This is a genomic window from Enterococcus raffinosus (assembly GCF_019175485.1).
In the GTDB taxonomy this organism is placed as follows: domain Bacteria; phylum Bacillota; class Bacilli; order Lactobacillales; family Enterococcaceae; genus Enterococcus_A; species Enterococcus_A raffinosus.
Genome location: NZ_CP072889.1, coordinates 300,082 through 323,974, shown reverse-complemented (window position 1 = coordinate 323,974; position 23,893 = coordinate 300,082). Strand labels below are relative to the sequence as shown.

Here is a 23,893-nt window from a genome sequence, read left to right as displayed (position 1 = left end):
TGCTCTAGCCTTTTTTTAGGCTAGAGCATTTTTCAATTATCTCGTAACTGTTTCCCAAAAGCGGTTCAAAGTATCCAGTTGCGTTAGCTGGCGGTTACATTGATCGCTATTGGTGCAAATATAGTTGCCCTTTTTCGTATAGGTCCCGTCTCCAGAAGATTTGGTCGTTGCTAAAAAGAAGGCGACGGTACTGATTTGATTACAGATGGCGCAATGTCCCTTTTGAACATCGGTACTGAAGCTTCCGTAAACACCAGTGAACCGCCCATCAATTTTTCGAAGCAAATATTTACGATTTGTCCCACTATCATTCCAGCCTAAATAGCTTAACTCACGAAAATCTAAACTATCCAATTCTGGATACTGCATCTTTTTAACTTTTCGAAAGCTCTTCTCGATTTGTTTCGTAGAGGGGGCTTCCATCGGAATTACAAAAGCTTTCATTTCTTCAAAAAGCTTTTCGAATTTTTCACGGGTAAGGCTGGTATCAAGAAATTTGTCCCAATAGGCTTCCAGCAGAGTACTGCGGCTGAAGAATTCTTCCGTTTTTCCCTTGATTAATGTTTGCAGAGTCACGATAGTCTGTTTATCGTTCACTGAGTGATAGGCGCTGACAAGCTCGCTGATCTGTTGTTTGCAATACCAATATTCGTTTGGTTGTAATAGTAAGTTTTCTGTATTCATGATTTTCCTCGTTTCTTTTCTCTGAGGAAAATAGTTTTCCTTCAAAGAACTAATAATTAATGGCACATTATTAATTTCTTTGAACGTACGATACAAGATGATTTTATCATCAGGATCTCCTCCTTGTGTTGCATGATTCATACCTACGTTAGAATATAGCATTCCTTTCAATTCTACAAGTCTTTTCTATTTATTGCGGGTAAATTTAAGGACTAATTAGTTGCTAAAGTAAACTATTAGTTTTATACTTGTATTAGTTGATTTAGTAAACTATTAAATGAGAGGATGTGATGAGTCTGGATACTCGTGATATTAGACGGTTTAATCGCTATTATACGCGGATATTGGGCGTCTTCGATCAAAAGGTGTTTAATCTGGATTATTCAATGATTGAGATGCGGATTTTGGGAGAAATCGGACGTCACCCTAGTATTACCGCCAATGAACTGACAAAATGGTTAAACATTAAAAAAAGCTATTTAAGTCGCAAGTTAAGTAAATTGGAGCGGGAAGCGTATATTTTTAAGGAAAAAGATCCTGAAGACAGCCGGAGCTTACAGCTTTATCTCACTGATAAAGGGAAAGAATTAAACAGCTATGTGGAAGAGGAGTCAGACAAGAAGGTGTTAGCGTTACTGGAGCCTTTAGATCAAGAAAGTTATCAAGAGCTGGTGGCTGCGATGAATACGATCGAAAAAATATTATATAGGGTTGTCCCAAATGATTTAGAGTAGTTGCAATCATTTATTTAAAGGAGAGGATTTCAATGTCAGAAGTCACCATCATACCATTTGAAGAAAAGTATACCCAAGAAGTAGTTGATTTGATTCTTCCAATTCAGCGAGATGAATTCAATATCGATATCAGCATTGAAGATCAGCCCGATCTTTTGCGAATCAAGGAAGAATACATCGATACTGGCGGAAATTTTTGGGTCGCGCTTTCTGAAGGCAAAGTAATTGGAACCATTGCCTTAGTGAAGCTGGAGAATCATTATGGAGCCATTAAAAAAATGTTTGCGGCGAAGTCCTTTCGCGGCGAAAAGCAAGTTGGCAAAAAATTACTGGAAACGTTGGTTACTTATTGCAAAGATCAAGGCTATGAACGCTTGTATCTAGGAACGGTAGAGGTATTGAAGGCAGCGCAAAGATTTTATCAAAAACATCATTTTGAGCGCATTGATAAGTCAGCTATGCCAAAGGATTATCACTTGATGGATGTAGATACTGAGTTCTTTATGCGAGATTTAACGAAGGAATAAACTTAAACCCACCTAACTCAAATGATTGAGTCGGGTGGTTTATTTGTTGAAGCAAAAAAACCATAAATGAAAACGCTTCTTCATGTTGAAGTCAATCTGTTAAAGAGGCTATCGCAGCAATCAACAAACTGATAAACTAATAAATAAAGTATAGAAGTTTAGGAGGAAGGATAATGAGTCTACTCGGGTCACCGATTACTATTGGCCAAGTGAAATTGCCTAATCGTCTAGTATTGCCGCCGATGGCTACGGCAAAATCTCAAGATAACGGAGAAGTAACAGAAGCCCTTTGTGAATATTATAGAGAAAAATCCACTGGCGGCTATATTGGATTGATCATTACGGAGCATAGCTTTGTCAGTCCAGAAGGGCGGGCAAGCAGTGGACAGCTATCTATCGCGAAAGATGAGGATATTATAGGACTAAAGAAGCTAGTAAAGACGATCCATCACAGTGGAACCAAAGTATTCGCACAGCTCGCACATGCTGGTGGACTGGCAAAGCAACCACTCACAGGTCTTGAACCCAAAGGCCCAAGTTCCATTGTGCTACCTAAAACTGCTCGAAGCACAGCTATTCCGCAGGAAATGACTTATGAAGAAATACAAAAAGTCATTACTGACTTTGCGTCGGCAGCACTAAGAGCAAAAAAAGCCGGTTTCGATGGTGTCGAACTGCATTCCGCTCATGGGTATTTGCTAAACCAGTTCTATTCTCCATTAACGAATAAACGAAAAGATGTTTATCGTGGAGAAGATGTTGAGGGGCGAATTCGACTTCATTTAGAGATCATTCAAGCAGTTCGTGAAGCTGTCGGATTGGATTATCCGATTGCGATTCGCTTAGGCGCAAGTGACCACATGGCTGGCGGCACGACGATTGAGGATAGTATCATCGCCGCAAAAGAATTTGAAAAAGCGGGGATTTGTTTACTGGATGTTTCAGGCGGCTTTAGCTTTTATACAAATCCTATTTCGAAAGAACAGGGCTATTTTAGCGAGTTGACAGAAGCGCTAAAAAGAGAAATTGATATTCCGGTTTTATTAACTGGCGGGATTGTTGATGCTTCGGTTGCTGAAAACTTACTGCTTGAAGAGAAAGCGGATATGATTGGTGTGGGTCGTGCTATACTGAAGGATTCAGATTGGGCGAAGCGAGCCATCCTGTCTCTACAAGAATAGAGAAAATTTAATTCAAAACCACCTGTAATTCATTTTAATTGAAAAAGCCTTGTTAGAGACCAATTTGGTTTTGACAAGGCCTTTTTGTATGAAGAAATCAAACCTACCCCAAGAAAGGATTTTTTTAATGTCACTTTCTTTTAATTTTTTGGATTCATATTGACAAGAAGAAGTTAAGTCAGTAATCTATTCACTATAGTGGATTTAATCCGAGATAGTAATATGGAGGTTTCTATGATTTCAGCGAATGAAATGATTAGCCGCAATATTAAGCGTATTCGTCAAGAACGAAATCTGACATTAGATGATCTTGCACATTTGTCTAATGTAAGTAAAAGTATGCTTAGTGAGATCGAACGCTGTTCAAAAAGTCCAACGATTTCGATGCTAGAGAAAATTTGTGTGGGTATCAATGTTCCTCTCGCGCAGTTGACTTATATGGAAACACCAGAGGTTTCCGTCATCAAAAAAGGCTCAACGAAGCATTATTCGACGTCGAAAGGGTTTGATACTTACACGTTATTTGAGTTTGATCCAGATAAACGTTTTGAAATTTTACGGCACGTCATAGCGCCGCATTCAGAGCGCCTATCAGAATACCATGAGGCAGGGATCAGAGAATATATTATTTGTACGCAAGGCAAGCTAGATATTCAAGTTGGTGAAAAGAGCTTTATTCTAGAAGAAGGTGAAGCTATCCAGTTTTTAGCGAATTGCAACCATAAATATGCGAATACAACAGGTGAAGAAGCACGAATATTGATGTTACTGTTTAGGGAGTAGAAAGAAGGGGTTAAATGAAAGGGTATAGTGTTCGACTGGTAAAGCTGATCTTCGGGTTGTTTCTATTTGCGTTGGGATCTTTTTTGACGATTCAGGCGAATATCGGATTGGCATCGTGGGAAGCGTTTAGTATGGGCATTGCAAATTTAACGAATCAAACCTATGGCAACATCTTGATTTTCAGTGGATTCGTCATTTTAATTATTGATGTTCTCTTGATGGAAAAAATTGGTTTCGGAACAATTTTGAATACGATTTTAATCGGAACCTTTGTTGATCTGATTCAAGGGATGGCTGTTATTCCACAAATGAACAGTTTTATTTCTGGTGTATTGATGCTTTTGTTAGGGCAGGTATCTATCTGTGTAGGTAGTTATTTTTATATAGGAGCTTCTCTCGGTTGCGGACCTCGTGATGCACTAATGGTTGCTCTTGGTAAGCGGCTGCCCAATGTTCCAATAGGAATTATTCGTGGATTAATTGAAGGAACAGTTCTATTGATAGGCTGGCTGTTGGGAGCAAAAGTAGGAATTGGAACAGTGATATCCGTCTTTGGCATCAGTTTTATCCTAGAAGGGACTTTCAAGATTTTACATTTTGATGTAACCAATATAGAGCATGAGAGTGTGATAGATACAGTGAAGACTCGATGAAATAATTCTCTAAGCCTTTTAAAAAATCAGAGAAATTTCGTACTCAACAGTTTTGTTGGGTATTTTTTTTTAAGTTTTTTAAAGAACTAATAACTGTATCGTTATTTTATTTGATTGAGATATCAAGTCGAATTTTCTCTTCAATTTTATTTTTATGAATAAAATTGATAAAGAGTACTTTTTCATCATTCCTTTGATTTATTTTCCGAAATAATAAAACATTGTAAGCAGATTATTGTGAATATAAAAAAAAGTGAGCTATGCTTATTAATGAACAAGAGTTATGGAATAGCACAATGTTTACCGCGAAAACGGAGAAAGTTATTTTATGATGCTAGAAAATTTTACTAGGAGGATTTTAGTATGGTAGAAAATTATGAAAACAAAAATGTTAATGGACAAGCAGTAGCTGAATCTGCTCGTACGAATCAATCGAATGTACAAACCGATCAAGAAGTGAAAGGAGATCTTGTTTACGACGATAAAGTGATTCAAAAAATCATCGGTATTGCGATTGAACAAATTGATGGATTACTTACGGTCGACGGAGGGATCTTCTCGAATGCTGCAGAAAAATTAGTCAACACGGATAACGTAACTGCTGGGATCGATACCGAAGTTGGGAAAGAACAAGTTGCGGTTGATATGGATGTTGTCATTGAATATGGAAAAGATATTACAAAAGTTGCTTCTGAAATTAGAAAAGTCATTCGTGATGAAGTAGCGAAAATGACGCATTTAGATGTCATTGAAGTGAACCTTCACGTCGTAGATATTAAGACAAAAGAAGAATTTGAACAAGATAGTGAAACAGTTCAAGATAAAGTAACAAGTGCTGCGAAAACAACTGGCGAGTTTGCTTCAAAGCAATCAGATAAAGCAAAAGATGCAGTCAATCGAGGCACAGACAAAGTTCAAGAAAAAATCGAAGAAAATCAAGATTCTCGAGTAAAATAGTTCTACAATAGGAGGAATAAGTTATGGGTTTATTATGGTCATTAATTATTGGTGCAGTTATCGGGGCAATCGCTGGAGCGATTACCGGCAAAGGAAACAGCATGGGATGGATTGCTAATATCGTTGCTGGTCTAGTCGGATCAGCATTAGGACAAGCATTATTAGGTTCGTGGGGACCGTCATTGGCTGGAATGGCGTTAGTACCATCAATCATTGGAGCGATCATCTTGGTACTAATTGTCTCTTTCTTCTTAGGAAGATCAAAATAGGAGTAGGCGATGCTAGTAATTGTGGATATGCAAAATCGAATTTTGGAAACTGATGATGAAAATTATGTGCCCGGTGCCGATAAGATTATTCCCAAAATACTGCAACGATTAACAAAAGCACGGAAATCTGGTGAGATGGTTCTTTTTACGAGAGATATTCCCATCGAGCATAAGAATGAATCCGAAGAACGGATCGAATTACAGATAGTGGATGAATTAGCTCCACTGCCTGAAGAGTATGTTTTCAAAAAGAACTATTATGCACTTCCGCCCGAGAAACTGCTCGATGTTCGTGCATTAACTGAGAAACGCAAACAAGAGAAAAGCCGAATAGAAGTGGTTGGTGTTGAGCTGAGCATTTGCGTATTAGCAAACACTTTGGCTTTACAGAGCGCTCTCCCAGAAGGTGATTTTTATATTGATTCTGAGCTTGTTGCTGGGAACAAGTTAAATGAGACAGCCTTACAGCTGTTAGAGCAATTCAATGTGGAAATCGAATAGTTGAAAGAGTTCTAGCCTTTTGAACGAGGCTAGAGCTTTTTTTTGATAGGAAATATTTTTTTCGTTTATTTTTTCTATTAATTTATATTTTTTTACTTTTAGAAGGTCTCTAGGCAGAGAAGAACGATTACTTTATACTAAGATTAAAAGTTATAAATAGTACGACTATTTGTTCCAAAGATAAGTGAAAGCGGTTAACTTATTCGGACATCTAGCCGATTCAAAAATAAAAAAATCAGGGAGAAAAAAGGGTGAAAATAAAATATTTAAAACGAACGCAATTTTTTGGTGATTATCAAGCCTGCCGTGTCATTTGGATCACTACATTAAAGGGTGAATTGTTAGTTAAATTTACAATCACCGATGGAGAAGGAAAACACTTATATACAATAATGGAACCACCGGAAAGCGATACTTTTGATCTATCTAACAACGTCTTATCTTTGGAACAGCTGGAGGAAATAAGAGATCTTTTAAAAGCCAATAATCCAGATATTGAGTGGGATATAACGGATGAGGAAGAGGTAATCTTTATGCTGGGATTTTTCGGGGAATGTCTAGCGAGGCGCCATTGGCTAGCAAGAGATAGTAAGAAGGATGAAGATGTTATTGCGGATTACATCTTTGATGCCAGTGATAAAATAGTCAAAGGAGAGTGTTTTCAAACGGACTATTTTAAAAAAGAGGCAACAGAAGGCGAAATCATCGAAAACTATTTGCTTCCTAAACTATTAGCGCGAGATGAAGTTGATACCATCGTTCTGAACATTGCTAGTGCGGGTCAAGTCAATAGTTACTCAATTGTGATTCAGGAAAACGAATAGTTATTATCAGCAGATACGTCAAGTGGTATCTGCTTTTTTTATCGAAACAGTGAATAGAAAAAATTCGCTTGCCTTAAAGTGTACTTCAAGGTATATGCTCGTATCATCTGGAAAGGTTAAGATAGAAGATAAAGATACTGTTTCCAATCGAATGAAAGATTTACTAAGAACAAGTTTGTACACTTAGAAAAAAGGAGTGCTCATATGAAAACATTATACTTAATGCGGCATGGCGAAACACTATTCAATCAACAGAAAAAAATCCAAGGTTGGTGTGATTCACCTCTGACAGAACTTGGAAGAAAACAAGCAGCGATAGCAAAAGATTATTTTGTTAAAAATGAGATCAAACTGGATAGTGCTTATGCTTCCTCCTCAGAAAGAGCCTGTGATACTTTAGAATTGGTCACAGATTTAAATTATTCACGAGTAAAAGGACTAAAAGAATGGAACTTCGGTGATCTAGAAGCGGAACATGAGTATTTAAATCCGCCGCTGCCTTATGGAGATTTTTTCAAGGCCTTTGGTGGAGAAGGAGAGCTTGAGTTTCGGGAACGAGTGGCACGGTCAATTCTTGAGCTAGTTCAAGCGGATACTGGTAAAAATATTTTGATGGTCTCCCATGGGGCTTCCTGTAGACAATTTATGCGAGCGTGGGAGCATACGAGTGCGGTTGAATTTCAGGGGCGAATAGCAAACTGCTGTATTTTGAAATTTGCTTTTGATGGGAACCAGTTCCAGCTTTTAGAAATTATCAACCACGATTTTTCAACTGTTCTATAAGCAAAAAGCGATGCCACTTTAACAAGTAGCATCGTTTTTTAATCTGTTTTCGACTGTTCCGATAGTATCCCGTTTTCGATCCATTTGTTCTTTTTTTTAAAATCCGCCAGATTTTGTTGGTATTCTTTCGCGTATAAAAGCGAGAAAAGAGTATCTAAAATGTACTCAAAAGCAGCCTGAGAAGAGAAGGTACTGACTTTTACGTAGTCTTTTTCCTCCTGAGTAATTACGATAGCTTGTGTGGCAAGGGCAATTAAGTTTGATTGTCTATTGCCAGTTAATAATATAGAAGGAACATTTTCATTTAAAAAGTGTTTCATTATACGTTCATATTGCGGTATATTCCCACGATAAGTAATAAAGATAGCGCAGTCCTTGCTAGTAAGATTTACGGCATTCCAAGTTTCATCGGCATATTCTTCTGCGATAATCAGAAATTTGTTGATTTTTACTAATTTATTTTGAAAACTGCGAGCACGGATTTGTGAATCGCCTTGAGCAAACAAAAAAATCCGTTCCGCATTTGCTAGCAGATCAACTGAATGATCTAGCACCTCAGTATCCAATTGTGCATAGGTTCGCTGTACAGTATTGATCGTTAAATCAGCGAGCTTCTTTGCAATATCTTTGGTTGAGTCCTGTGGCAGAAAAGGAAAATTAGCATCCACCGGTTCAGAACGGTAGAGGTCACTATGAGCAATCTCAGAAACTGCGATACGAAAATCGCGAAAGCCGTCATAGCCCATTTTTTGGGCAAGCCGAATAACGGAAGAATGGGAGGTATACGTATCTTTAGCGAGATCTGCCACGTTGATCGCCGGAATCGTTGCCAAGTTCTTTAAAATATAATCCGCAATTCGCTTCTCCGTATTGGTTAAATCCTGTTGCAGACGTAATTTATCAATTAAAAGCATGTCATCACCTTTTAGTTTGTATTTAATAGAGGAAGTATCCTAACTATCATACCTTAATTTCACTATTTTCAGAAGGAGAGGTATTCATGAAAGCACTTTTTTGGTACAAATGTCCAAAAATACCTAGTTCATATTTGATAGATTGGATAAAACGACCTATTTTGCTCAGAAATCTTCTCAACGATTCGAATTTTCCTATAATAGAGCTATTAAAAGAAACCTTGGAGGGATTTATACATGTTAACGATCGCATATATTGGTAATGGGAAAAGTACCAACCGTTACCACTTACCATTCTCAACAAAATTGAAGGACAAAATTAAGGTCAAAACGATCTATTCACCAAGTGGACGAATCACCTGGGAAAAAAATCCAGGCACAGTTTATACTTCAGATATCAATGATATTTATAATGATCCAGAAATTCAGTTGGTGGTTGTTACAACACCAAGTCCATTACATTTTAAACTAGGAAAAGAAGTCTTGGAGCATGGAAAAAATGTTTTGATCGAAAAGCCTTTTACAGAAACGTTAGCAGAGGCGCAGGAATTGTATCGTTTAGCAGATGAAAAAGGCTTATTTATCCAATGTTATCAGAATCGCCGCTATGATTCAGATTTCTTAACCGTTCAAAAAGTGATTGAGAGCGGTGTGCTCGGTGATTTATTGGAGGTAGAAATGCATTATGATTACTACCGTCCAGAGGTTCCTGAAAGTGTTGAGAAATTCTCAATTGGAACAAGTTACCTTTATGGTCATGCCTGCCATACATTGGATCAAGTCATTTCTTATTTCGGTCGTCCAGATGACGTTCATTATGAGGTACGTCAGCTTTTAGGTGATGATCGAATGAATGATTACTTTGATTTGGATCTCTTTTATGGTCGAATGAAGGTGTCGGTGAAATCTAGTTACTTCCGTTTAAAAGAACGACCAAGCTTTGTTGTTTATGGGAAGAAGGGTGTCTTTGTGAAGGCAACGAAGGACCGCCAAGAAGAACACTTAAAGATGTTCTATATGCCTGATAATAAGGATTTTGGGATTGATTTGCCTGAGCATTATGGTACGCTGACTTATATGGATGATGCTGGGGTTTATCATGAAGAGAAGGTCGTTTCAGAAGTCGGTGATTACAGCCGTGTCTATGAAGATGTCTATGAAACACTGATCAACGGCAAACCAAAAGCCGTCAAGGATGAAGAAACACTGTTACAAATCGAAATGTTAGAAAAGGGTATTCAACAGGTGAAACACTAATTTAAAAGAAATGAGGGATACAGATGAAGTTAGCAATATTCGGTTCTGGAAAAATTGTTCAAGAATTTTTACCTATTACAAAGGACTTGCCTGAAATTGATGTCAAAGCGATTCTCGGTACCAAGAGAAGTCAAGAAAAAACAGAGAAGATTCAGGCAGAATATGGCATCGAAGCCTCTTATACGGATATCGATGAGTGCCTGAAAAGTGATGCCTTCGATACGGTGTATGTCGCTGTACCGAACCATTTGCATTACAGCTTCGCGAAGAAAGCGTTGGAGGCTGGTAAACATGTGATTTGTGAGAAGCCTTTTACTTTAAAACATGCAGAGCTGCTGGATTTGGAGCAATTAGCGCTTAAAAAAGATTTGGTGCTGGTTGAGGCTATTACCAATCAATATTTGGTAAATTACCAAGGCATCAAAGAAGCCAGCCAAAAAATTGGTAAATTGAAAATCATTGAGTGCAACTATTCGCAGTATTCTTCTCGCTATGATGCCTTTAAAGAAGGCACTATTTTGCCTGCTTTCAATCCGAAAATGGGTGGCGGCGCCTTAATGGATATTAATATTTATAATATTCATCTAGTCGTTGGTCTGTTAGGAAAACCTAAACACGTGCAGTATTATGCGAATATTGAACGAGCCATTGATACTTCAGGCATGCTGATACTCGATTATGGTGATGTGAAGGTTGTTTGTATCGGCGCCAAGGATTCAGAAGCAACGATTCGTTCGACCATTCAAGGAACGGAAGGCTCAGTTGTCGTAAATGGCCCAACGAATACGTTAGATAGTTATACGACTGAATCGCTTTCTGGTGAAAAAGAAACCTTTGACCATAAAGATCATCCGCATCGTATGTATGATGAGTTCAAGCTTTTCAGTCAAGTAATCAAAAATAAAGACATGGACTTCGTGGAGAAGCAGCTTGAGCATAGTAAGATCGTGATGGAGATTGTCGAGGCGGCAATTAATGATGCAGGAATCGTTTTGGGGTGATTCACTTCCTTCTTTTTTAACAAAACACTTGCCTTAAAGTACACTTCAACGTGTATGGTAGGAGATAGTTAAGAAAGGTGGGAAATAAATGGAGTATGCAAAGTTAGGAAATACCGGCTTAGACGTTTCAAGAATTTGCTTAGGTTCAATGAGTTTTGGGGATCCAAAAAACTGGGTTCATAAATGGATCCTGGAAGAAGACGAGAGCAGACCCTTAATCAAACGGGCGTTAGATTTAGGCATCAACTTCTTTGATACAGCTAACGTATATTCTTTGGGACGCAGTGAAGAGATTCTTGGAAAAGCCTTGAAGGATTATGCCAATAGAGATGAGATCGTTTTGGCAACGAAGGTTCATCAGAAAATGTTTGATGGTCCCAACGGACAAGGCCTATCAAGAAAAGCGATTATGTCGCAAATTGATCAAAGCCTAGAGCGCCTGCAGACTGATTATGTAGATTTGTATATTATTCATCGTTGGGATTATGATACCCCGATCGAAGAAACGATGGAAGCTCTGCATGACGTTGTTAAGTCAGGTAAAGCACGCTATATTGGAGCATCTGCAATGTATGCCTATCAATTTCAACAAGCGAATACGATTGCAGAAAAAAATGGCTGGACAAAATTTGTTTCGATGCAAAACCATTTGAATTTGATATACCGTGAAGAAGAGCGTGAAATGATTCCTTATTGTCGTTCTGAAAAGATCGCATTAACACCTTATAGTCCGATGGCTTCTGGCAGATTGATTCGAGATCGTACAGCAGAAACACAACGAAGTACAACGGACGTCGTACAAAGAGCAAAATATGATGAAACGGCTGAAAAAGATCAGCTGATCATCGAGCGAGTAGCTGAATTAGCAGATAAATATGAAACGAATCGTGTGAATATTGCCCTAGGCTGGTTGCTGCAAAAGGATCCAGTAGTTGCTCCAGTCGTTGGAGCGACAAAAATGAGTCATATTGAAACGGCTGTGGGAGCGTTAGATTTCAAATTAACTCCAGAAGATGTGTTGTATTTGGAGGAGCCCTATGTTCCCCATAAAGTAATTGGACATAACTAATAATCCCTTTAAAGAAACTGTGCCAAATGAAGGCTCTTCGTCAATGAGTGTTGGTGAAGAAATTCAATAGAATAATCAAGTCATTCACACGGCTAGGCAGCTCTTCTGTCTAGCCGTGTTGTCGTTCTGGTCTTGTTCATTTGGGTGGTTTTCTTGAAATACTTTCCGCGATACAAAAAGATTCGTTCTCGGTAGTTTTGGAAGTTTCTAAAGCCATAGGCCATTCGTTTTAGTACTTTGATATGGTTGTTCAAACATTCCAGTGGCCCGTTGGAATAGGGAACCCGCAACGCGCGTTTGATTTCTGTTTGGTACTTTTTGAAGGTCGTAATCACTGGTTGGTAGTGTTCTGGTAACTCTTTGTAATTTTCCTTTAAAAGCTTCGTGAAATCAGGAACATCTCGTCTTCTGATAGCGGACAGAAAGTGCTGATAGACTTCGTAGCCTTGCTTTAAGGAGTCATCGTAAGACAACAGGCGATCGACGATTTCTGCTTCCGTTAGATGTGCCCGAAAAGAAGGTCGCCAGTAGCGGTGTCTCCCCTTCAATTCCCACGCATTCTTTTGAAGCAGTTTCCAGTATTTCTTTAAGTGTTTTGAACGAGTATCGCCTTTTTTAAAGGATTTCATTACTTGAATTCGGTGGTTGGTAAAGGCTCGACCAATGTGTTGGCTGATATGAAAGCGATCGGCGACGATTCGGGCATTCGGAAAACAATCTTTCACCAATGTACGATAAGGTGTATAGAAATCTGAAACAACCAAGCGTACCTGTTCCCGTACCTTTCTGGGATAACGCAAGAAATAGTCGCGTAAAGGATCAAGTTGACGATTTTCCACAATGTCGATCAGTTGATGGGTTTTGCCATCCATCATGACAAAGCTCATAGCACCCGAGACATTTTTCACTGATTTGAATTCATCAAAACACAACACTTCTGGCAGTGGCTGGTTCAAAGAAATGGTTTTAGGCCGAAGGCTGCGAAGGATCCGAATAACCGTTGTTGGAGAAACGTGTTTCATGCGTGCAATCAAGGACATAGAAAGAGGCTCACTTAATAGTTCGAGAACGGCTTGTTTGACTCTGCGGGCAATGGAGCAGTGACGATCACTAATCGAATCTTCGGCTAAAAAAGTTTTTCCACAGTGTTTACACTTAAAGCGTTGCTTGTTTATCCGCAGAATCGTCTTGTAGTTACTGACGTCATTTAATAGGATAGAGACTTTCTTCCAGCCCCATTTAATGATCGTTTGATCATTTTCATAGCGGCAATGAAAGCATTCCTCTGGTCGATAGGTTAATGTGCCATCAAAAACAAAACAGGTCTCGTCATTGATTCGCTCTTTGCGAAAGGCATTCTCATGAAAGGTAAGATTTAGGTCTAGAATATCTAGTAACTCTTTGGTAAACTCTGAATAGGACATCTTGAAACACTCCTTTGAATGGTTTTCGTCGACTTTATTCTAAAGGATTTCAAGGTGTCTGTTTGCGTTTATTAGAAAAAAAGAAAAAGTGTTGGCAACAGAAGGTGTCACCAACACTAGATATTATAGAGCCCAAATGAATTGGTGCAGTTTTTTTATATAAATCATCTTGACTTAAAGTATACTTTAACGTTTATGCTAGTACTAAAGCACATGGAGGTGGGCTGAATGAAGAAGTTCTGTTGGGTAATACCTGTAATCTTTTTTCTGGGTGCATGCGGGGCGAATAATTCTGGTTCCGATGAAGCGAGTAGCGAAGACTCGGCTAGTCAATCAAGTGAACGTTTGGAATCGAAAAAGACCCAGGGAGGGGAAGACATGGGAAAGTCACTCATTGTCTATTATTCTTTAACCGAAAATACGAAGGACGTTGCGGAAGAAATTCAGAAACAAGTAGATGGAGAGCTTCTAAGAATTGAAACAGCCGAACCTTATCCAGAGGCTTATGATGATGTTTTAGAGATTGTTCGCACACAAAGAAGCGACAATGAGTTGCCTGAAATTGTTTCAAAAGAAGTCAACTTGTCTGATTATGATCGTATTTTTCTAGGGGCGCCGATTTGGTTTGGTGAACCGGCGTTGCCAGTAGAAAAGTGGCTCAGTGAAAATGATTTGAATGGCAAGAAGATTTATCCCTTCTTCACAAGCGGAAGCAGTTCTATCAATGAATCAATGGACAGATACAAAGTGGTGTTGACCCAATCAACTCTCAGTGAAGGTTTAGGGATCACGTCCTCAGATAAAAACGAAACATCTAAACTAGTACAAGAATGGTTAGCACAATTGGATTAAATAGTAGGAAGAGATGAGGCTGAAGTCGGCTTTATCTCTTTTATCCTTTCGGCATTAAAAAAAGTCCAGCTTAAAGTCTACTTTAAATCAAGAGTGAAGACTGATAAAATTGAAACGAAAAGGATACCAACTGAACTTATTTACCGAAACTGCTTGTTTGAAAAACTACATGAAGGGAAGTGAAAAAATGAATATATCAGAAGTCGCCGAAAAATTCGATATGACACCAGCAACGATCCGCTACTATGAAAAGCAAGGCTTGATTCCGCCAATTACCAGAAATTCTGTTGGAGTTCGCGATTTCCAAGAAGAGGATATCAGTTGGGTAGAGTTTATAAAATGTATGCGTGATTCTGGACTGTCGATTGATTCATTGGCTAAATATTCAGAACTCTATCAGCAAGGAGACGCTACATTAATAGAACGCAAAAAGATTTTGATCGAGGAATACCAAAAATTATTGGAAAAACAAAGACTGATCAATGGAACCGTCGCTCGTTTAGAAGCGAAGCTGGAGAATTATGATCAAATGATTCAGGAATGCGAACAGCAGATCTTTTCCAACTCAAAAGAGGCTGTGTCTGAGAAAGTTTTGAAAGAGGTGTAAGTCATGTACCTGTTCCAAAGAATTGAGGAGGCAGCGTTTAAACAAAATGATGCGAGACGTACAATTGGAGAGTTCATACTTGAAAATCGCGATCATCTTCAGGAATTAAGCATGGATGAAATTGCTAAGAGAACTTTTACATCAAAGCCGACACTGGTTCGTTTTGCAAAGTATTTTGATTATTCGGGTTGGAAAGAATTTATGTATGCATTTACGCACGAGGTTGCTTACTATGATGAGAATGCCTATGAAGATGTCGATCCGAATTTTCCTTTCTCAGCTGAAGATGATTCGTTACAAATTATTGAACATCTAATGAATCTAAAAATGCAAAGCATGAAGGATACGGTCGCGCATATTGCTGTGGAGGACTTGAATCGAGCAGCAAATCTGATCCAGAAAGCAGAGAATGTGGTGATCTACGGGACAAGTCCTAATTATTATTATGGCGAACTTTTCAAGCGGAATTTATTGACGATCCAAAAAAAAGCCTTTATGTCAAAATCAGGTGAAAATGGTATTACTTCCAGTGCATTGAGTACTAAGGATTGTGCGATTATCATCTCCTATTCAGGAAATAATCCTGACGAAAACCCTACGAGTAACGTAAAAATCTTGAAGCGGTCTGGGGTTCCGATTATTAGTATTACCAGCGGCGGGAAAAACTATCTTAGAGATTATTCCGATGTCGTGTTGAATATTTCCAGTAAAGAAAAGCTCTATTCCAAGATTGCCAATTTTGCAACACAAGAATCGGTTCTATTTCTGTTAGATGTATTATTTGCTAAAATTTTTGCACTGAATTATGAAATCAATAAGAAGAATAAAATCGCAAATTCGAAAGTTTTAGAAGGGAAAAGGCAATCCAGCTACAAGGATATCTCCGAACAATTCTAATAAGTGGATGTGACAGAAGTTACTTCTGAAACATCGTTTATCTGGTAACAGGGCGTGTGACATTTTTTTGTCACACGCTCTGTTTTTGTTGAAAGTGAAACGTATTCCGAGAAATACCCATAGATTTTTAGAAAAACTGGAATACGTTTTAAGCTGTCACTAAACTATTGGAACCGCTATCTTCACGTGTTAAGGTTCAGATACAAGCAAGACTTGATTAACCGGTTCGATCAAAAAAACATCTTGTTCTATTGAAAGGAGAATCCCATGAGTAAGAAATATGAAGGTTTGGCTCATGACATCATTGAAAAGTTGGGTGGCAAAAAGAATATTACGGAAGGCTATCACTGTCAAACACGTCTTCGTTTTAAAGTTTTCGATGAATCGAAAATTGATATCAAGGGTTTAGAAAGTTTGGATGGTGTGACAAAATATATTTTTAACGCAGGTGTGCATCAGATAGTGATCGGTACCCACGTGAAAGATGTTTTTGAAGAAATCGAGAAAATCATTGATCTTGATCCGACAAAAGAAGTACAAGCAGAAAAAAAGGGCCCGCTAACGGCGATTATTGAATTTGTAGCCGGCACGTTCCAGCCAGTTATTCCAGCATTGTCAGGAGCCGGGATGGTCAAGGCTGTACTAGCCTTGCTGATCGTTTTCCAAGTCATCTCACCGGAATCGCAAACCTACTATTTATTGAACATGTTTGCCGATGGCGTTTTCTTCTTTCTACCGATCATCTTGGCATTCACAGAAGCACAAAAGCTGCGTTGTAATCCGATATTAGCTGCCTCAGTTGCAGCAATGATGATGCATCCTAACTGGGGAGCGTTAGTGACCGCAGGAGATCCAGTCAAATTCTTTGAAATTATTCCATTTACACTTGCTACGTATACTGGCTCTGTTATTCCGATTCTCTTAGTCATTTTTGTGCAATCCTATGTCGAAAAATTCTTAAATCGCGTAATACCCAAATCAGTTGAACTTGTATTTGTACCAATGCTGACCTTTTTAGTGATGGGTACACTGGCTTTTTCTGTGCTAGGACCTATAGGTAGTATCATCGGAGGGTACTTGGCGACATTCTTTACTTTCTTAAGTATCAATGCCAGTTGGGTACCAGCAGTTTTAATTGGTGGATTCTTACCAATTATGGTTATGTTTGGTCTTCATAACGGTGTGGCTCCGTTGGGTGTCATGCAGATGGCTGAACTTGGGTATGACAGTATTTTTGGGCCAGGGTGTGTGTGCTCAAATATCGCGCAAGCAACCGCAGCGGCAGTGGTCGCTTTTAGAACAAAAGATAAAAAATTACGTCAATTAGCAACCTCTGGCTCGATCACTGCCTATATGGGAATTACGGAACCAGTGTTATATGGTGTGAATCTGCCGAAAAAATATCCTTTGATTTCAGCTATGATCGGTGGAGGATTAGGTGGATTGTATGCTGGTTTGACTAATACTCATCGTTTTGCGACTGGTTCATCAGGGATTCCTGCCATCTTGCTTTATATCGGTGATGATACGATGCGCTTCTTCTGGAATATCGTGATTGCCTTAATTATTTCTGCTGTATCAACAGCAGTACTGACCTATGTCTTAAGCTTTAAATTTGAAAAAGAAGCGAACATTCCAGAAATGAAAGAAGTCATTTTGGAAGACACGCTGATAATCAGTCCGATCAGAGGACAAATTATTCCGTTGAGTGCTGTTCATGATGAGGCATTTGCTTCTGAAGCGTTGGGAAAAGGGTTTGCGATTGCTCCAGCAGAAGGAAAGGTCGTAGCTCCCTTTGATGGCAAAATAGCTGCAATTTTCCCGACAAAGCATGCGATCGGTTTGGTTTCAGAGACAGGAGTAGAAATTTTGATTCACGTGGGATTAAATACAGTGGAATTGAACGGAAAATATTTTGAAGCGCTGGTTGAGGCGGATGAAATAGTCAAAAAAGGCCAGCTAATCTTAACCTTTGATTTAGAAAAAATTCAAGCGGCAGGATATGATACGCAAGTGCCGATTATTGTGACCAATACACCGCAATATTCGTCGATCGAAACGATTGGCAGCGGACAAACGGATTGTGATGAAGCTATTTTAGCTGTCAGAGTGTAGCGATTTTGAACGGAAAATATGGAATTGAAAAGGAGAATGAAGATGGCTTTAGCTAAAAACTTTTTATGGGGTGGAGCAACTGCGGCGAATCAAACGGAGGGCGGTGTGTTAGAAGGTGGCAGAAAATTAGCCAATATCGATGTTCTGCCCTATGGAAAGGATCGAAAAAGAGTCGCTGCCGGAGAGTTAGAAATGCTCGAGTGGCAAGAGGGGTATTATTATCCTGCGAAAGAAGCGATTGATATGTACCATCACTATATGGAAGATATCCAGCTTTTTGCTGAGATGGGGTTCAAGGTTTATCGGATGTCGCTTTCCTGGTCTCGGATTTTTCCAAATGGTGATGATCAAGAGCCGAATGAAGCGGGTCTAAAATTTTACGAAGCTATTTTCAACGAATTAAGGAAGCATGATATTGAACCTTTAGTTACCATCACTCACTTTGATATCCCGATTCATTTGGTTAAAGAATACGGTGGCTGGAAAAGCCGCAAGCTGATCGAATTTTATACACGTTACGCGAAAACAGTGTTAACGCGCTATAAAGGACTGGTCCATTATTGGCTGACAATCAATGAAATCAATATTTTGCTTCATCAACCCTTCGTAGGTGGTGGCATCGTTTTTAAAGAAGGCGAAAATAAAGAAGAAATTAAATACCAAGCGGCCCATCACCAATTGGTCGCCAGTGCATTAACAACCAAGATCGCCCATGAAATCGATCCTGAAAACAAAGTTGGCTGTATGTTGGCTGGCGGAAGCCACTATCCGTATACTTGTCGACCAGAAGATTATCAAGAAGCGATTAAGCGTGATCGAGAAGGCTATTTTTTTATTGATATCCAAGCGAGAGGAAACTATCCAAATTATGCGCTGAAGAAGTTTGAACGAGAAGGGCTAACGATTCAGATGGAGCCGGAGGACAAGGAAATATTGGCGGCATCACCAGTGGATTTTGTGACCTTTTCTTACTATTGTTCAAGAACCGTTAGCGCGCATTCTGAAGACTATCAGCAGGCTACCGGAAATCTATTTGCTTCGATCAAAAATGATAACTTGCCTTCAACCGAATGGGGGTGGCAGATCGATCCGCTGGGCTTGAGAAATTCCTTGAATCAGCTGTATGACCGCTATCAAAAACCACTATTTATTGTCGAAAACGGTCTAGGCGCTGTAGATATTCCCGATGAAAATGGATATGTCGCTGATGATTACCGCATTGATTATTTAGAAAAGCATGTCAAAGCCTTTATGGATGCCGTCGAAATTGATGGGGTAGAACTTCTTGGCTATACCACGTGGGGGTGTATTGACCTGATCGCGGCGAGTACCGGACAAATGAGTAAACGCTATGGCTTTGTCTATGTCGATCGAGATGATCAAGGCAATGGGACCTTAAAGCGAACAAAGAAAAAATCCTTTGATTGGTATAAGCAAGTCATCGCATCAAACGGGGAAAGCGTGAAGAAGCAATTGACTGCAAGTCTTCATTAGAAAACAATGGACTAGAAAATATAAGTGTAAGTGTTCCTTGTTTGCCAAAAGTAATTTGAAAAGCAGTCTCAAAAATAGTACGCTATTTAGTAATATAAGTTTCGTAAAATAGATTTTTGAGAATGTGAGGGCAATGATGGGAAAGGTAATATTTTTAGATATTGACGGCACTTTATGTAATGATGCTGGGATTGTACCAGAGAGTGCGAAGATCGCGATTGCAAAAGCCTATGAAAAAGGGCATCGCTTTTATTTATGCACAGGACGCTCTAAGGCGGAGCTTTCTGAAGAAGTGCTTGATCTGCAGATTAGCGGGATCATTGGTGCTGGCGGTGGCTACTGTGAAGTGGATGGAGATGTGATCCTTCATCAGGTTTTCGATCCAAGTGAATTGAAAAAGCTGATCGGCTTCCTAGAGGGACACCGAATAGAGTATTATCTTGAGTCTAATCAAGGATTATTTGCGAGTGCTAATTTGAGAAATCGTCTAATCCAAATTAGTTTAGGCGATAGCGAAGAAGACTCTGAAGAAGGCCAGAAAAAAATAGAATCCATCAAATGGTTTTTGGATCTTTTGATTGAGGATCCAAGTTTGATTGATTACGAAGACGTAAATAAGCTTTCATTTGTGAATCATTCGATTCCCTATGAGCTGATCGCGGCGGAGTATGATGGCGACTTCCACATGTTAAGAAGCACTGTTCCTGTCTTTGGACCTGACAGCGGTGAGATAGGCTTGAAGGGAATCAATAAGAAGACGGCGATTGAGCGAGTATTGAAGTATATCAAACGAGAGAAGAAGGATACGATAGCTTTTGGTGATGGCAATAATGATCTAGCGATGTTTGAAGCAGTAGAAATAGGGATTGCCATGGGAAATGCGAAGGAAGAATTAAAGGCGGCTGCTAATGAGGTTACCTTGACCCATGATGAGGGCGGAATAGCTTACGTGCTAGATAAATTAGATTAGTTAACTAGTTAAAGTGAAAAGCGATAGAAGGCTGGCGGATGATTCATCTAACGGCCTTTTGTTCATTGACAGTTATTTTCTAACGAATCTGCTATAGTAAAAGAAAAAAAGAGGCATAGTATGGAAATTAGACTTTTACGTTATTTTTGGGCAGTTGCACAGGAAGGAAATGTGTCACGTGCAGCTCGACTGTTGAATATTACGCAACCGACGCTAAGCCGTCAAATTAAAGAGCTTGAGGAAACTATTGGGGCACCCTTGTTTCACCGTGAGAAAAATCGATTAAGTTTAACTAAAGATGGCTATTTTTTGAAAGAACGTGCGGAGGAAATTTTGACTTTGGATGAAAAGCTAGAGCAAGCTTTTTCTGCGAAACGGAAGGAACAATTAACTGGTGTAATCACGATTGGCTGTGTTGAGGCAGATAATTCAGATACCGTTGCGATGCTGTTGGAGGAATTGATCAGTGATTATCCCCAAATAAAGTTCAACTTAGTGACGGGCACAAGCGATGATATTTCCGATCGTCTCGAAAAAGGAATCTTGGATCTGGCAGTTTTGCTGGAGCCAGTTAGCTTGAACGAGGTTGAAACATTGGTTTTACCAAGAGAAGAAAAGTGGGGCTTGCTAGTCTCTAAGGAATTATTTATCGCTGATAAAGAAGTGTTGCGACCAGAAGATATTAAGGGGCTTCCAATCCTTTGTTCAGGTCGTTCTGAAGTGCAAAAACTATTCTCTAATTGGTCGGGAGAAGCACTTAAAGACTTGAATATAGTAGGAAACTTTAACTTGATCTTTAATGTTCTGCCATTAGTGGATCATAAGGTCGGTGCAGCATTGACGATTGAAGGAGCTATTGCGGATCGTAAGTTAGAAGAGGCCAAATTTATCCCATTAGAACCTGCTGTTAAGACTCATTGTGTTCTAGTTTGGAAAAAGCGTTTACAGACACCTGCTGTGCAGGAATTGATCAATCGATTTAACCATGCCTTTAAGCTATAGTGCTATGATTACATAGGTATTAGACATAGACAGAAAAGCGTCGTATTCTGAGATTGTTCAGGATATGACGCTTTTAATTTTGAAGACACATTCGAAAAATGAAACGAGGAGGGAGTATTATGGCTGCAATCGTTCTATTTTTCTCCAGAGCTGGGGAAAATTATATTAATGGCAAGAAGCAAATGATTTCAATTGGCAATACAGCAGTATTAGCAGAAAAGATTAGTTGCGAGCTGGATATTCCGACGTATCCATTAGCTCCAACGATTCCTTATTCAGAGAATTATGACGAAGCGGTGCAAAAGGCAGGAACCGAAAAAGATACTTTAGAGCGTGTAGAATATGAAAAACTATCGATTGATTTTGATAAAGTGGATACGGTTTTTCTTGGATTTCCGAACTGGTGGGGAACCTATCCCCGAGTGGTTGCAACTTTTTTAGCGGATCATGATTGGGAGAATAAGGTGATCTATCCTTTCTGCACCCATGAGGGTAGTGCATTCGGTTCGAGTATTCAAGATTTACGAAGAACTTGTCCGCAAGCGGAAATCAAAACCGGTTTGGCAGTTCGTGGTTCTAAAGTTTCGTGTGCGGATACCGCGGTGAGGAATTGGCTGCTGGCTTATCAAGCTTAAAACAATTTTAGGAGGAAATTATAATGGCAAAACATGAAGAAGTAAAAAATGGTGTGATTTTTCCAATTGGTGAAAAAAATGATGCCTACGCACACTATTTTATTGGTCAAAGTTATTTACAGTCTTTAGTTGCTGATCCAGCGATTAATGTTGGCGTTGGGAATGTCACTTTCGAACCTGGCTGCCGCAATAACTGGCATATCCACCGAGATGGGTATCAGTTATTGTTAGTAACGGGTGGTGAAGGCTGGTATCAAGAAGAGGGAAAAGCAGCTCAGCGATTAAAAGCAGGTGATGTAATCATCACTTATGACGGTGTTAAGCATTGGCACGGCGCGACAAAAGATAGTTGGTTTGAGCATGTCGCCATCACAGCGGGAACGCCTGAATGGTTAGAACCTGTAACAGACGAATGGTACAATCAATTAGAAAAATAGGAGGGGCACATTATGAAAAAACAAACAGCAGGCAGAGAGCAATTAGGCGAATTTGCTCCTCAATTTGCGGCATTAAATGACGATGTTTTATTTGGAGAGGTCTGGGCGAAAGAAGAAGAGTTATCTCCTCATGATCGTAGTATGATTACCTGCTCTGCACTTTTAGCAATGGGTGCACCACAATTGGAAGCTCATTTGAAAATTGCCAAAGAAAATGGCGTAACGAAGGAAGAAATCAGTGCTTTAATCACCCATTTAGCGTTTTATGCCGGTTGGCCCAAAGCGTGGAGTGCCTTTTCTATGGCGAAGGAAATTTTTGAGTAAGAGAAGAGGAATAATTTTTATAATGATTGCTGATCCTCTGGAATATAACAACGTCTGCTCCTAAAACAATTTATCAGGAGCAGACGTTTTTTACACAAAAGTTTGGTTTATTTTTTTCGAAATTGTTGAAAGAGAAAGACAAAGATAAAGAAAAATAGCGCTTCCCAAAGTGTTGTTGTCCAGCTGTATCTTGGACTAATACCAAAAAATAAGTTCCCGATGTTAGAAATAATTAAATAAATAAGGGTAACCAAAAATGAGTTTAGTAATCTACGCATCATAAAGACCACACTCCATCCTTACCTAGCAGTATAAAATAGCTCGTTCTTTTCGTCCAATCATACCTTGGTAACCATTGCTATTTTTTCTTCTCTGCCTTATCAAAGACGCCTGTCACGCCAATAGCGATCCCAATACAAAGCCCCAAGGCTAAATTATCAAATAGCAGACCAAACACTAACCCCAACGCAATCCCAATTCCCAATGAATAACTGTTATCCTTTTTCATTTCGTATACCTGCTTTCTTTTAGTTATAGACCTAGAAAAGTCTGTTGAATATCATCTGTTACTACTATTTTAAAGGAAAACAAAGAGAAGGAATAGTGAGTCTCTTATGATTAATCGAACATAGCCAAAAAATCGCTTGTTTTTTTTCTAAATTCTCTACTAAATATTTAAGGTATAATGAGCAAAGAAAATAAATAATCAAGGAAACTTCCACTTTATTGTGGAAGTTTTTTACTATTTTTAAGAAAAAAATGAGTGGAACTCATCACTTTGAGTAAGCTTAAAATAATGAATGCCGATATTGATAATCTAGTTGGTTACGAGAGCATTCTTTTTCTTATTTATCAATTTTTCAACAGCATTCATAAGCAATGCTTAAACACTATAAAATAACAGTTTTAAAATTCTAAATGCAGAGTGAAATCAACATGAAAATTTGTCTGCGCTTACATTTTTGCCAAAAAAGATTGCAAGAATCTCTACTTATCAAG

General features: G+C 39.0%; 27 protein-coding genes. 23 read left to right on the top strand and 4 right to left on the bottom strand.

Annotation, left to right across the window (positions count from 1 at the left end; genetic code table 11):
- Positions 1-36: 36 nt before the first annotated feature.
- Positions 37-846, bottom strand: a complete 810-nt coding sequence (locus tag J9537_RS16255) for a FusB/FusC family EF-G-binding protein (RefSeq protein WP_245001351.1) — start codon at positions 844-846, stop codon at positions 37-39.
- Positions 847-974: 128 nt separating this feature from the next.
- Here J9537_RS16255 and J9537_RS16250 point away from each other — a divergent pair, with 128 nt between their 5' ends.
- The 10 genes from J9537_RS16250 to J9537_RS16205 all read left to right on the top strand — a co-directional run bounded on the left by J9537_RS16250 (position 975) and on the right by J9537_RS16205 (position 7,896).
- Positions 975-1,418: a MarR family winged helix-turn-helix transcriptional regulator gene (locus J9537_RS16250; RefSeq protein WP_245001350.1), complete on the top strand. Its 444-nt coding sequence runs from the start codon at positions 975-977 to the stop codon at positions 1,416-1,418.
- A gap of 32 nt (positions 1,419-1,450) precedes the next feature.
- Positions 1,451-1,945: a GNAT family N-acetyltransferase gene (locus J9537_RS16245; protein ID WP_070510003.1), complete on the top strand. Its 495-nt coding sequence runs from the start codon at positions 1,451-1,453 to the stop codon at positions 1,943-1,945.
- Positions 1,946-2,118: 173 nt separating this feature from the next.
- Positions 2,119-3,126, top strand: coding sequence for an NADH:flavin oxidoreductase (locus J9537_RS16240; protein ID WP_070510001.1), 1,008 nt, complete (start codon positions 2,119-2,121; stop codon positions 3,124-3,126).
- Between the two features lie 234 nt (positions 3,127-3,360).
- Entirely contained in the window at positions 3,361-3,909 is a 549-nt protein-coding gene (locus tag J9537_RS16235) for a helix-turn-helix domain-containing protein (protein ID WP_070509998.1), read from the top strand.
- Between the two features lie 14 nt (positions 3,910-3,923).
- The gene (locus J9537_RS16230) at positions 3,924-4,562 is read left to right on the top strand and encodes a YczE/YyaS/YitT family protein (protein WP_070509995.1); all 639 of its coding nucleotides are present in this window, start codon (positions 3,924-3,926) and stop codon (positions 4,560-4,562) included.
- Between the two features lie 363 nt (positions 4,563-4,925).
- Entirely contained in the window at positions 4,926-5,519 is a 594-nt protein-coding gene (locus J9537_RS16225; protein WP_070537550.1) for an Asp23/Gls24 family envelope stress response protein, read from the top strand.
- A 23-nt stretch (positions 5,520-5,542) separates the two neighbouring features.
- On the top strand, positions 5,543-5,788 hold the full coding sequence (locus J9537_RS16220) for a GlsB/YeaQ/YmgE family stress response membrane protein (protein ID WP_010744311.1): 246 nt from the start codon (positions 5,543-5,545) through the stop codon (positions 5,786-5,788).
- A 9-nt stretch (positions 5,789-5,797) separates the two neighbouring features.
- Positions 5,798-6,289 carry a cysteine hydrolase family protein gene (locus tag J9537_RS16215; protein ID WP_070509989.1) on the top strand — a complete coding sequence of 164 codons (492 nt, stop codon included), beginning with the start codon at positions 5,798-5,800 and terminating at the stop codon, positions 6,287-6,289.
- Positions 6,290-6,540: 251 nt separating this feature from the next.
- Positions 6,541-7,113, top strand: coding sequence for a hypothetical protein (locus tag J9537_RS16210; RefSeq protein ID WP_070509986.1), 573 nt, complete (start codon positions 6,541-6,543; stop codon positions 7,111-7,113).
- Positions 7,114-7,317: 204 nt separating this feature from the next.
- Positions 7,318-7,896: a histidine phosphatase family protein gene (locus tag J9537_RS16205; RefSeq protein ID WP_070509983.1), complete on the top strand. Its 579-nt coding sequence runs from the start codon at positions 7,318-7,320 to the stop codon at positions 7,894-7,896.
- Between the two features lie 38 nt (positions 7,897-7,934).
- On the opposite strand, the gene J9537_RS16200 is transcribed toward J9537_RS16205, so the two are convergent.
- A complete protein-coding gene (locus tag J9537_RS16200) occupies positions 7,935-8,810 on the bottom strand; it encodes a MurR/RpiR family transcriptional regulator (RefSeq protein ID WP_070509979.1) in 876 nt (291 codons plus the stop codon).
- Positions 8,811-9,047: 237 nt separating this feature from the next.
- Here J9537_RS16200 and J9537_RS16195 point away from each other — a divergent pair, with 237 nt between their 5' ends.
- The 3 genes from J9537_RS16195 to J9537_RS16185 all read left to right on the top strand — a co-directional run bounded on the left by J9537_RS16195 (position 9,048) and on the right by J9537_RS16185 (position 12,137).
- On the top strand, positions 9,048-10,067 hold the full coding sequence (locus J9537_RS16195; RefSeq protein ID WP_218257658.1) for a Gfo/Idh/MocA family oxidoreductase: 1,020 nt from the start codon (positions 9,048-9,050) through the stop codon (positions 10,065-10,067).
- Between the two features lie 23 nt (positions 10,068-10,090).
- On the top strand, positions 10,091-11,068 hold the full coding sequence (locus J9537_RS16190) for a Gfo/Idh/MocA family protein (protein ID WP_070509973.1): 978 nt from the start codon (positions 10,091-10,093) through the stop codon (positions 11,066-11,068).
- 88 nt (positions 11,069-11,156) lie between these two features.
- Positions 11,157-12,137, top strand: a complete 981-nt coding sequence (locus J9537_RS16185; RefSeq protein ID WP_070509970.1) for an aldo/keto reductase — start codon at positions 11,157-11,159, stop codon at positions 12,135-12,137.
- 92 nt (positions 12,138-12,229) lie between these two features.
- Here J9537_RS16185 and J9537_RS16180 read toward each other — a convergent pair whose 3' ends face one another.
- On the bottom strand, positions 12,230-13,561 hold the full coding sequence (locus J9537_RS16180) for an ISL3 family transposase (RefSeq protein WP_016250130.1): 1,332 nt from the start codon (positions 13,559-13,561) through the stop codon (positions 12,230-12,232).
- Positions 13,562-13,789: 228 nt separating this feature from the next.
- Here J9537_RS16180 and J9537_RS16175 point away from each other — a divergent pair, with 228 nt between their 5' ends.
- The 10 genes from J9537_RS16175 to J9537_RS16130 all read left to right on the top strand — a co-directional run bounded on the left by J9537_RS16175 (position 13,790) and on the right by J9537_RS16130 (position 22,894).
- Positions 13,790-14,413 (top strand): flavodoxin, encoded by a 624-nt coding sequence (locus J9537_RS16175; protein WP_070509966.1) that lies wholly within the window; start codon positions 13,790-13,792, stop codon positions 14,411-14,413.
- A 187-nt stretch (positions 14,414-14,600) separates the two neighbouring features.
- On the top strand, positions 14,601-15,020 hold the full coding sequence (locus J9537_RS16170) for a MerR family transcriptional regulator (protein ID WP_070510140.1): 420 nt from the start codon (positions 14,601-14,603) through the stop codon (positions 15,018-15,020).
- Between the two features lie 3 nt (positions 15,021-15,023).
- A complete protein-coding gene (locus tag J9537_RS16165) occupies positions 15,024-15,917 on the top strand; it encodes a MurR/RpiR family transcriptional regulator (RefSeq protein ID WP_070509963.1) in 894 nt (297 codons plus the stop codon).
- A gap of 267 nt (positions 15,918-16,184) precedes the next feature.
- Entirely contained in the window at positions 16,185-18,032 is a 1,848-nt protein-coding gene (locus J9537_RS16160; protein WP_070509960.1) for a beta-glucoside-specific PTS transporter subunit IIABC, read from the top strand.
- 42 nt (positions 18,033-18,074) lie between these two features.
- Complete coding sequence (locus tag J9537_RS16155; RefSeq protein WP_070509956.1) at positions 18,075-19,526, top strand: 6-phospho-beta-glucosidase; 1,452 nt, start codon at positions 18,075-18,077, stop codon at positions 19,524-19,526.
- A gap of 136 nt (positions 19,527-19,662) precedes the next feature.
- Complete coding sequence (locus J9537_RS16150) at positions 19,663-20,496, top strand: Cof-type HAD-IIB family hydrolase (RefSeq protein WP_070509953.1); 834 nt, start codon at positions 19,663-19,665, stop codon at positions 20,494-20,496.
- A gap of 120 nt (positions 20,497-20,616) precedes the next feature.
- A complete protein-coding gene (locus J9537_RS16145) occupies positions 20,617-21,498 on the top strand; it encodes a LysR family transcriptional regulator (RefSeq protein ID WP_070509950.1) in 882 nt (293 codons plus the stop codon).
- Between the two features lie 119 nt (positions 21,499-21,617).
- Positions 21,618-22,133: a flavodoxin gene (locus tag J9537_RS16140; RefSeq protein WP_070509947.1), complete on the top strand. Its 516-nt coding sequence runs from the start codon at positions 21,618-21,620 to the stop codon at positions 22,131-22,133.
- A gap of 23 nt (positions 22,134-22,156) precedes the next feature.
- Complete coding sequence (locus J9537_RS16135) at positions 22,157-22,570, top strand: cupin domain-containing protein (RefSeq protein WP_070509944.1); 414 nt, start codon at positions 22,157-22,159, stop codon at positions 22,568-22,570.
- A gap of 12 nt (positions 22,571-22,582) precedes the next feature.
- Entirely contained in the window at positions 22,583-22,894 is a 312-nt protein-coding gene (locus tag J9537_RS16130) for a carboxymuconolactone decarboxylase family protein (protein WP_070509940.1), read from the top strand.
- 358 nt (positions 22,895-23,252) lie between these two features.
- Here the strand turns inward: J9537_RS16130 and J9537_RS16125 are convergent, their stop codons facing one another.
- Positions 23,253-23,402 carry a glycine zipper domain-containing protein gene (locus J9537_RS16125; RefSeq protein ID WP_176746274.1) on the bottom strand — a complete coding sequence of 50 codons (150 nt, stop codon included), beginning with the start codon at positions 23,400-23,402 and terminating at the stop codon, positions 23,253-23,255.
- Positions 23,403-23,893: the final 491 nt, after the last annotated feature.

Bases quoted from the DNA above. Each gene is read 5' to 3' on its own strand.
- J9537_RS16255 (WP_245001351.1), bottom strand. From the start codon at position 846: ATGCTATATTCTAACGTAGGTATGAATCATGCAACACAAGGAGGAGAT.
- J9537_RS16250 (WP_245001350.1), top strand. From the start codon at position 975: ATGAGTCTGGATACTCGTGATATTAGACGGTTTAATCGCTATTATACG.
- J9537_RS16245 (WP_070510003.1), top strand. From the start codon at position 1,451: ATGTCAGAAGTCACCATCATACCATTTGAAGAAAAGTATACCCAAGAA.
- J9537_RS16240 (WP_070510001.1), top strand. From the start codon at position 2,119: ATGAGTCTACTCGGGTCACCGATTACTATTGGCCAAGTGAAATTGCCT.
- J9537_RS16235 (WP_070509998.1), top strand. From the start codon at position 3,361: ATGATTTCAGCGAATGAAATGATTAGCCGCAATATTAAGCGTATTCGT.
- J9537_RS16230 (WP_070509995.1), top strand. From the start codon at position 3,924: ATGAAAGGGTATAGTGTTCGACTGGTAAAGCTGATCTTCGGGTTGTTT.
- J9537_RS16225 (WP_070537550.1), top strand. From the start codon at position 4,926: ATGGTAGAAAATTATGAAAACAAAAATGTTAATGGACAAGCAGTAGCT.
- J9537_RS16220 (WP_010744311.1), top strand. From the start codon at position 5,543: ATGGGTTTATTATGGTCATTAATTATTGGTGCAGTTATCGGGGCAATC.
- J9537_RS16215 (WP_070509989.1), top strand. From the start codon at position 5,798: ATGCTAGTAATTGTGGATATGCAAAATCGAATTTTGGAAACTGATGAT.
- J9537_RS16205 (WP_070509983.1), top strand. From the start codon at position 7,318: ATGAAAACATTATACTTAATGCGGCATGGCGAAACACTATTCAATCAA.
- J9537_RS16200 (WP_070509979.1), bottom strand. From the start codon at position 8,810: ATGCTTTTAATTGATAAATTACGTCTGCAACAGGATTTAACCAATACG.
- J9537_RS16195 (WP_218257658.1), top strand. From the start codon at position 9,048: ATGTTAACGATCGCATATATTGGTAATGGGAAAAGTACCAACCGTTAC.
- J9537_RS16190 (WP_070509973.1), top strand. From the start codon at position 10,091: ATGAAGTTAGCAATATTCGGTTCTGGAAAAATTGTTCAAGAATTTTTA.
- J9537_RS16185 (WP_070509970.1), top strand. From the start codon at position 11,157: ATGGAGTATGCAAAGTTAGGAAATACCGGCTTAGACGTTTCAAGAATT.
- J9537_RS16180 (WP_016250130.1), bottom strand. From the start codon at position 13,561: ATGTCCTATTCAGAGTTTACCAAAGAGTTACTAGATATTCTAGACCTA.
- J9537_RS16175 (WP_070509966.1), top strand. From the start codon at position 13,790: ATGAAGAAGTTCTGTTGGGTAATACCTGTAATCTTTTTTCTGGGTGCA.
- J9537_RS16170 (WP_070510140.1), top strand. From the start codon at position 14,601: ATGAATATATCAGAAGTCGCCGAAAAATTCGATATGACACCAGCAACG.
- J9537_RS16165 (WP_070509963.1), top strand. From the start codon at position 15,024: ATGTACCTGTTCCAAAGAATTGAGGAGGCAGCGTTTAAACAAAATGAT.
- J9537_RS16160 (WP_070509960.1), top strand. From the start codon at position 16,185: ATGAGTAAGAAATATGAAGGTTTGGCTCATGACATCATTGAAAAGTTG.
- J9537_RS16155 (WP_070509956.1), top strand. From the start codon at position 18,075: ATGGCTTTAGCTAAAAACTTTTTATGGGGTGGAGCAACTGCGGCGAAT.
- J9537_RS16150 (WP_070509953.1), top strand. From the start codon at position 19,663: ATGGGAAAGGTAATATTTTTAGATATTGACGGCACTTTATGTAATGAT.
- J9537_RS16145 (WP_070509950.1), top strand. From the start codon at position 20,617: ATGGAAATTAGACTTTTACGTTATTTTTGGGCAGTTGCACAGGAAGGA.
- J9537_RS16140 (WP_070509947.1), top strand. From the start codon at position 21,618: ATGGCTGCAATCGTTCTATTTTTCTCCAGAGCTGGGGAAAATTATATT.
- J9537_RS16135 (WP_070509944.1), top strand. From the start codon at position 22,157: ATGGCAAAACATGAAGAAGTAAAAAATGGTGTGATTTTTCCAATTGGT.
- J9537_RS16130 (WP_070509940.1), top strand. From the start codon at position 22,583: ATGAAAAAACAAACAGCAGGCAGAGAGCAATTAGGCGAATTTGCTCCT.
- J9537_RS16125 (WP_176746274.1), bottom strand. From the start codon at position 23,402: ATGAAAAAGGATAACAGTTATTCATTGGGAATTGGGATTGCGTTGGGG.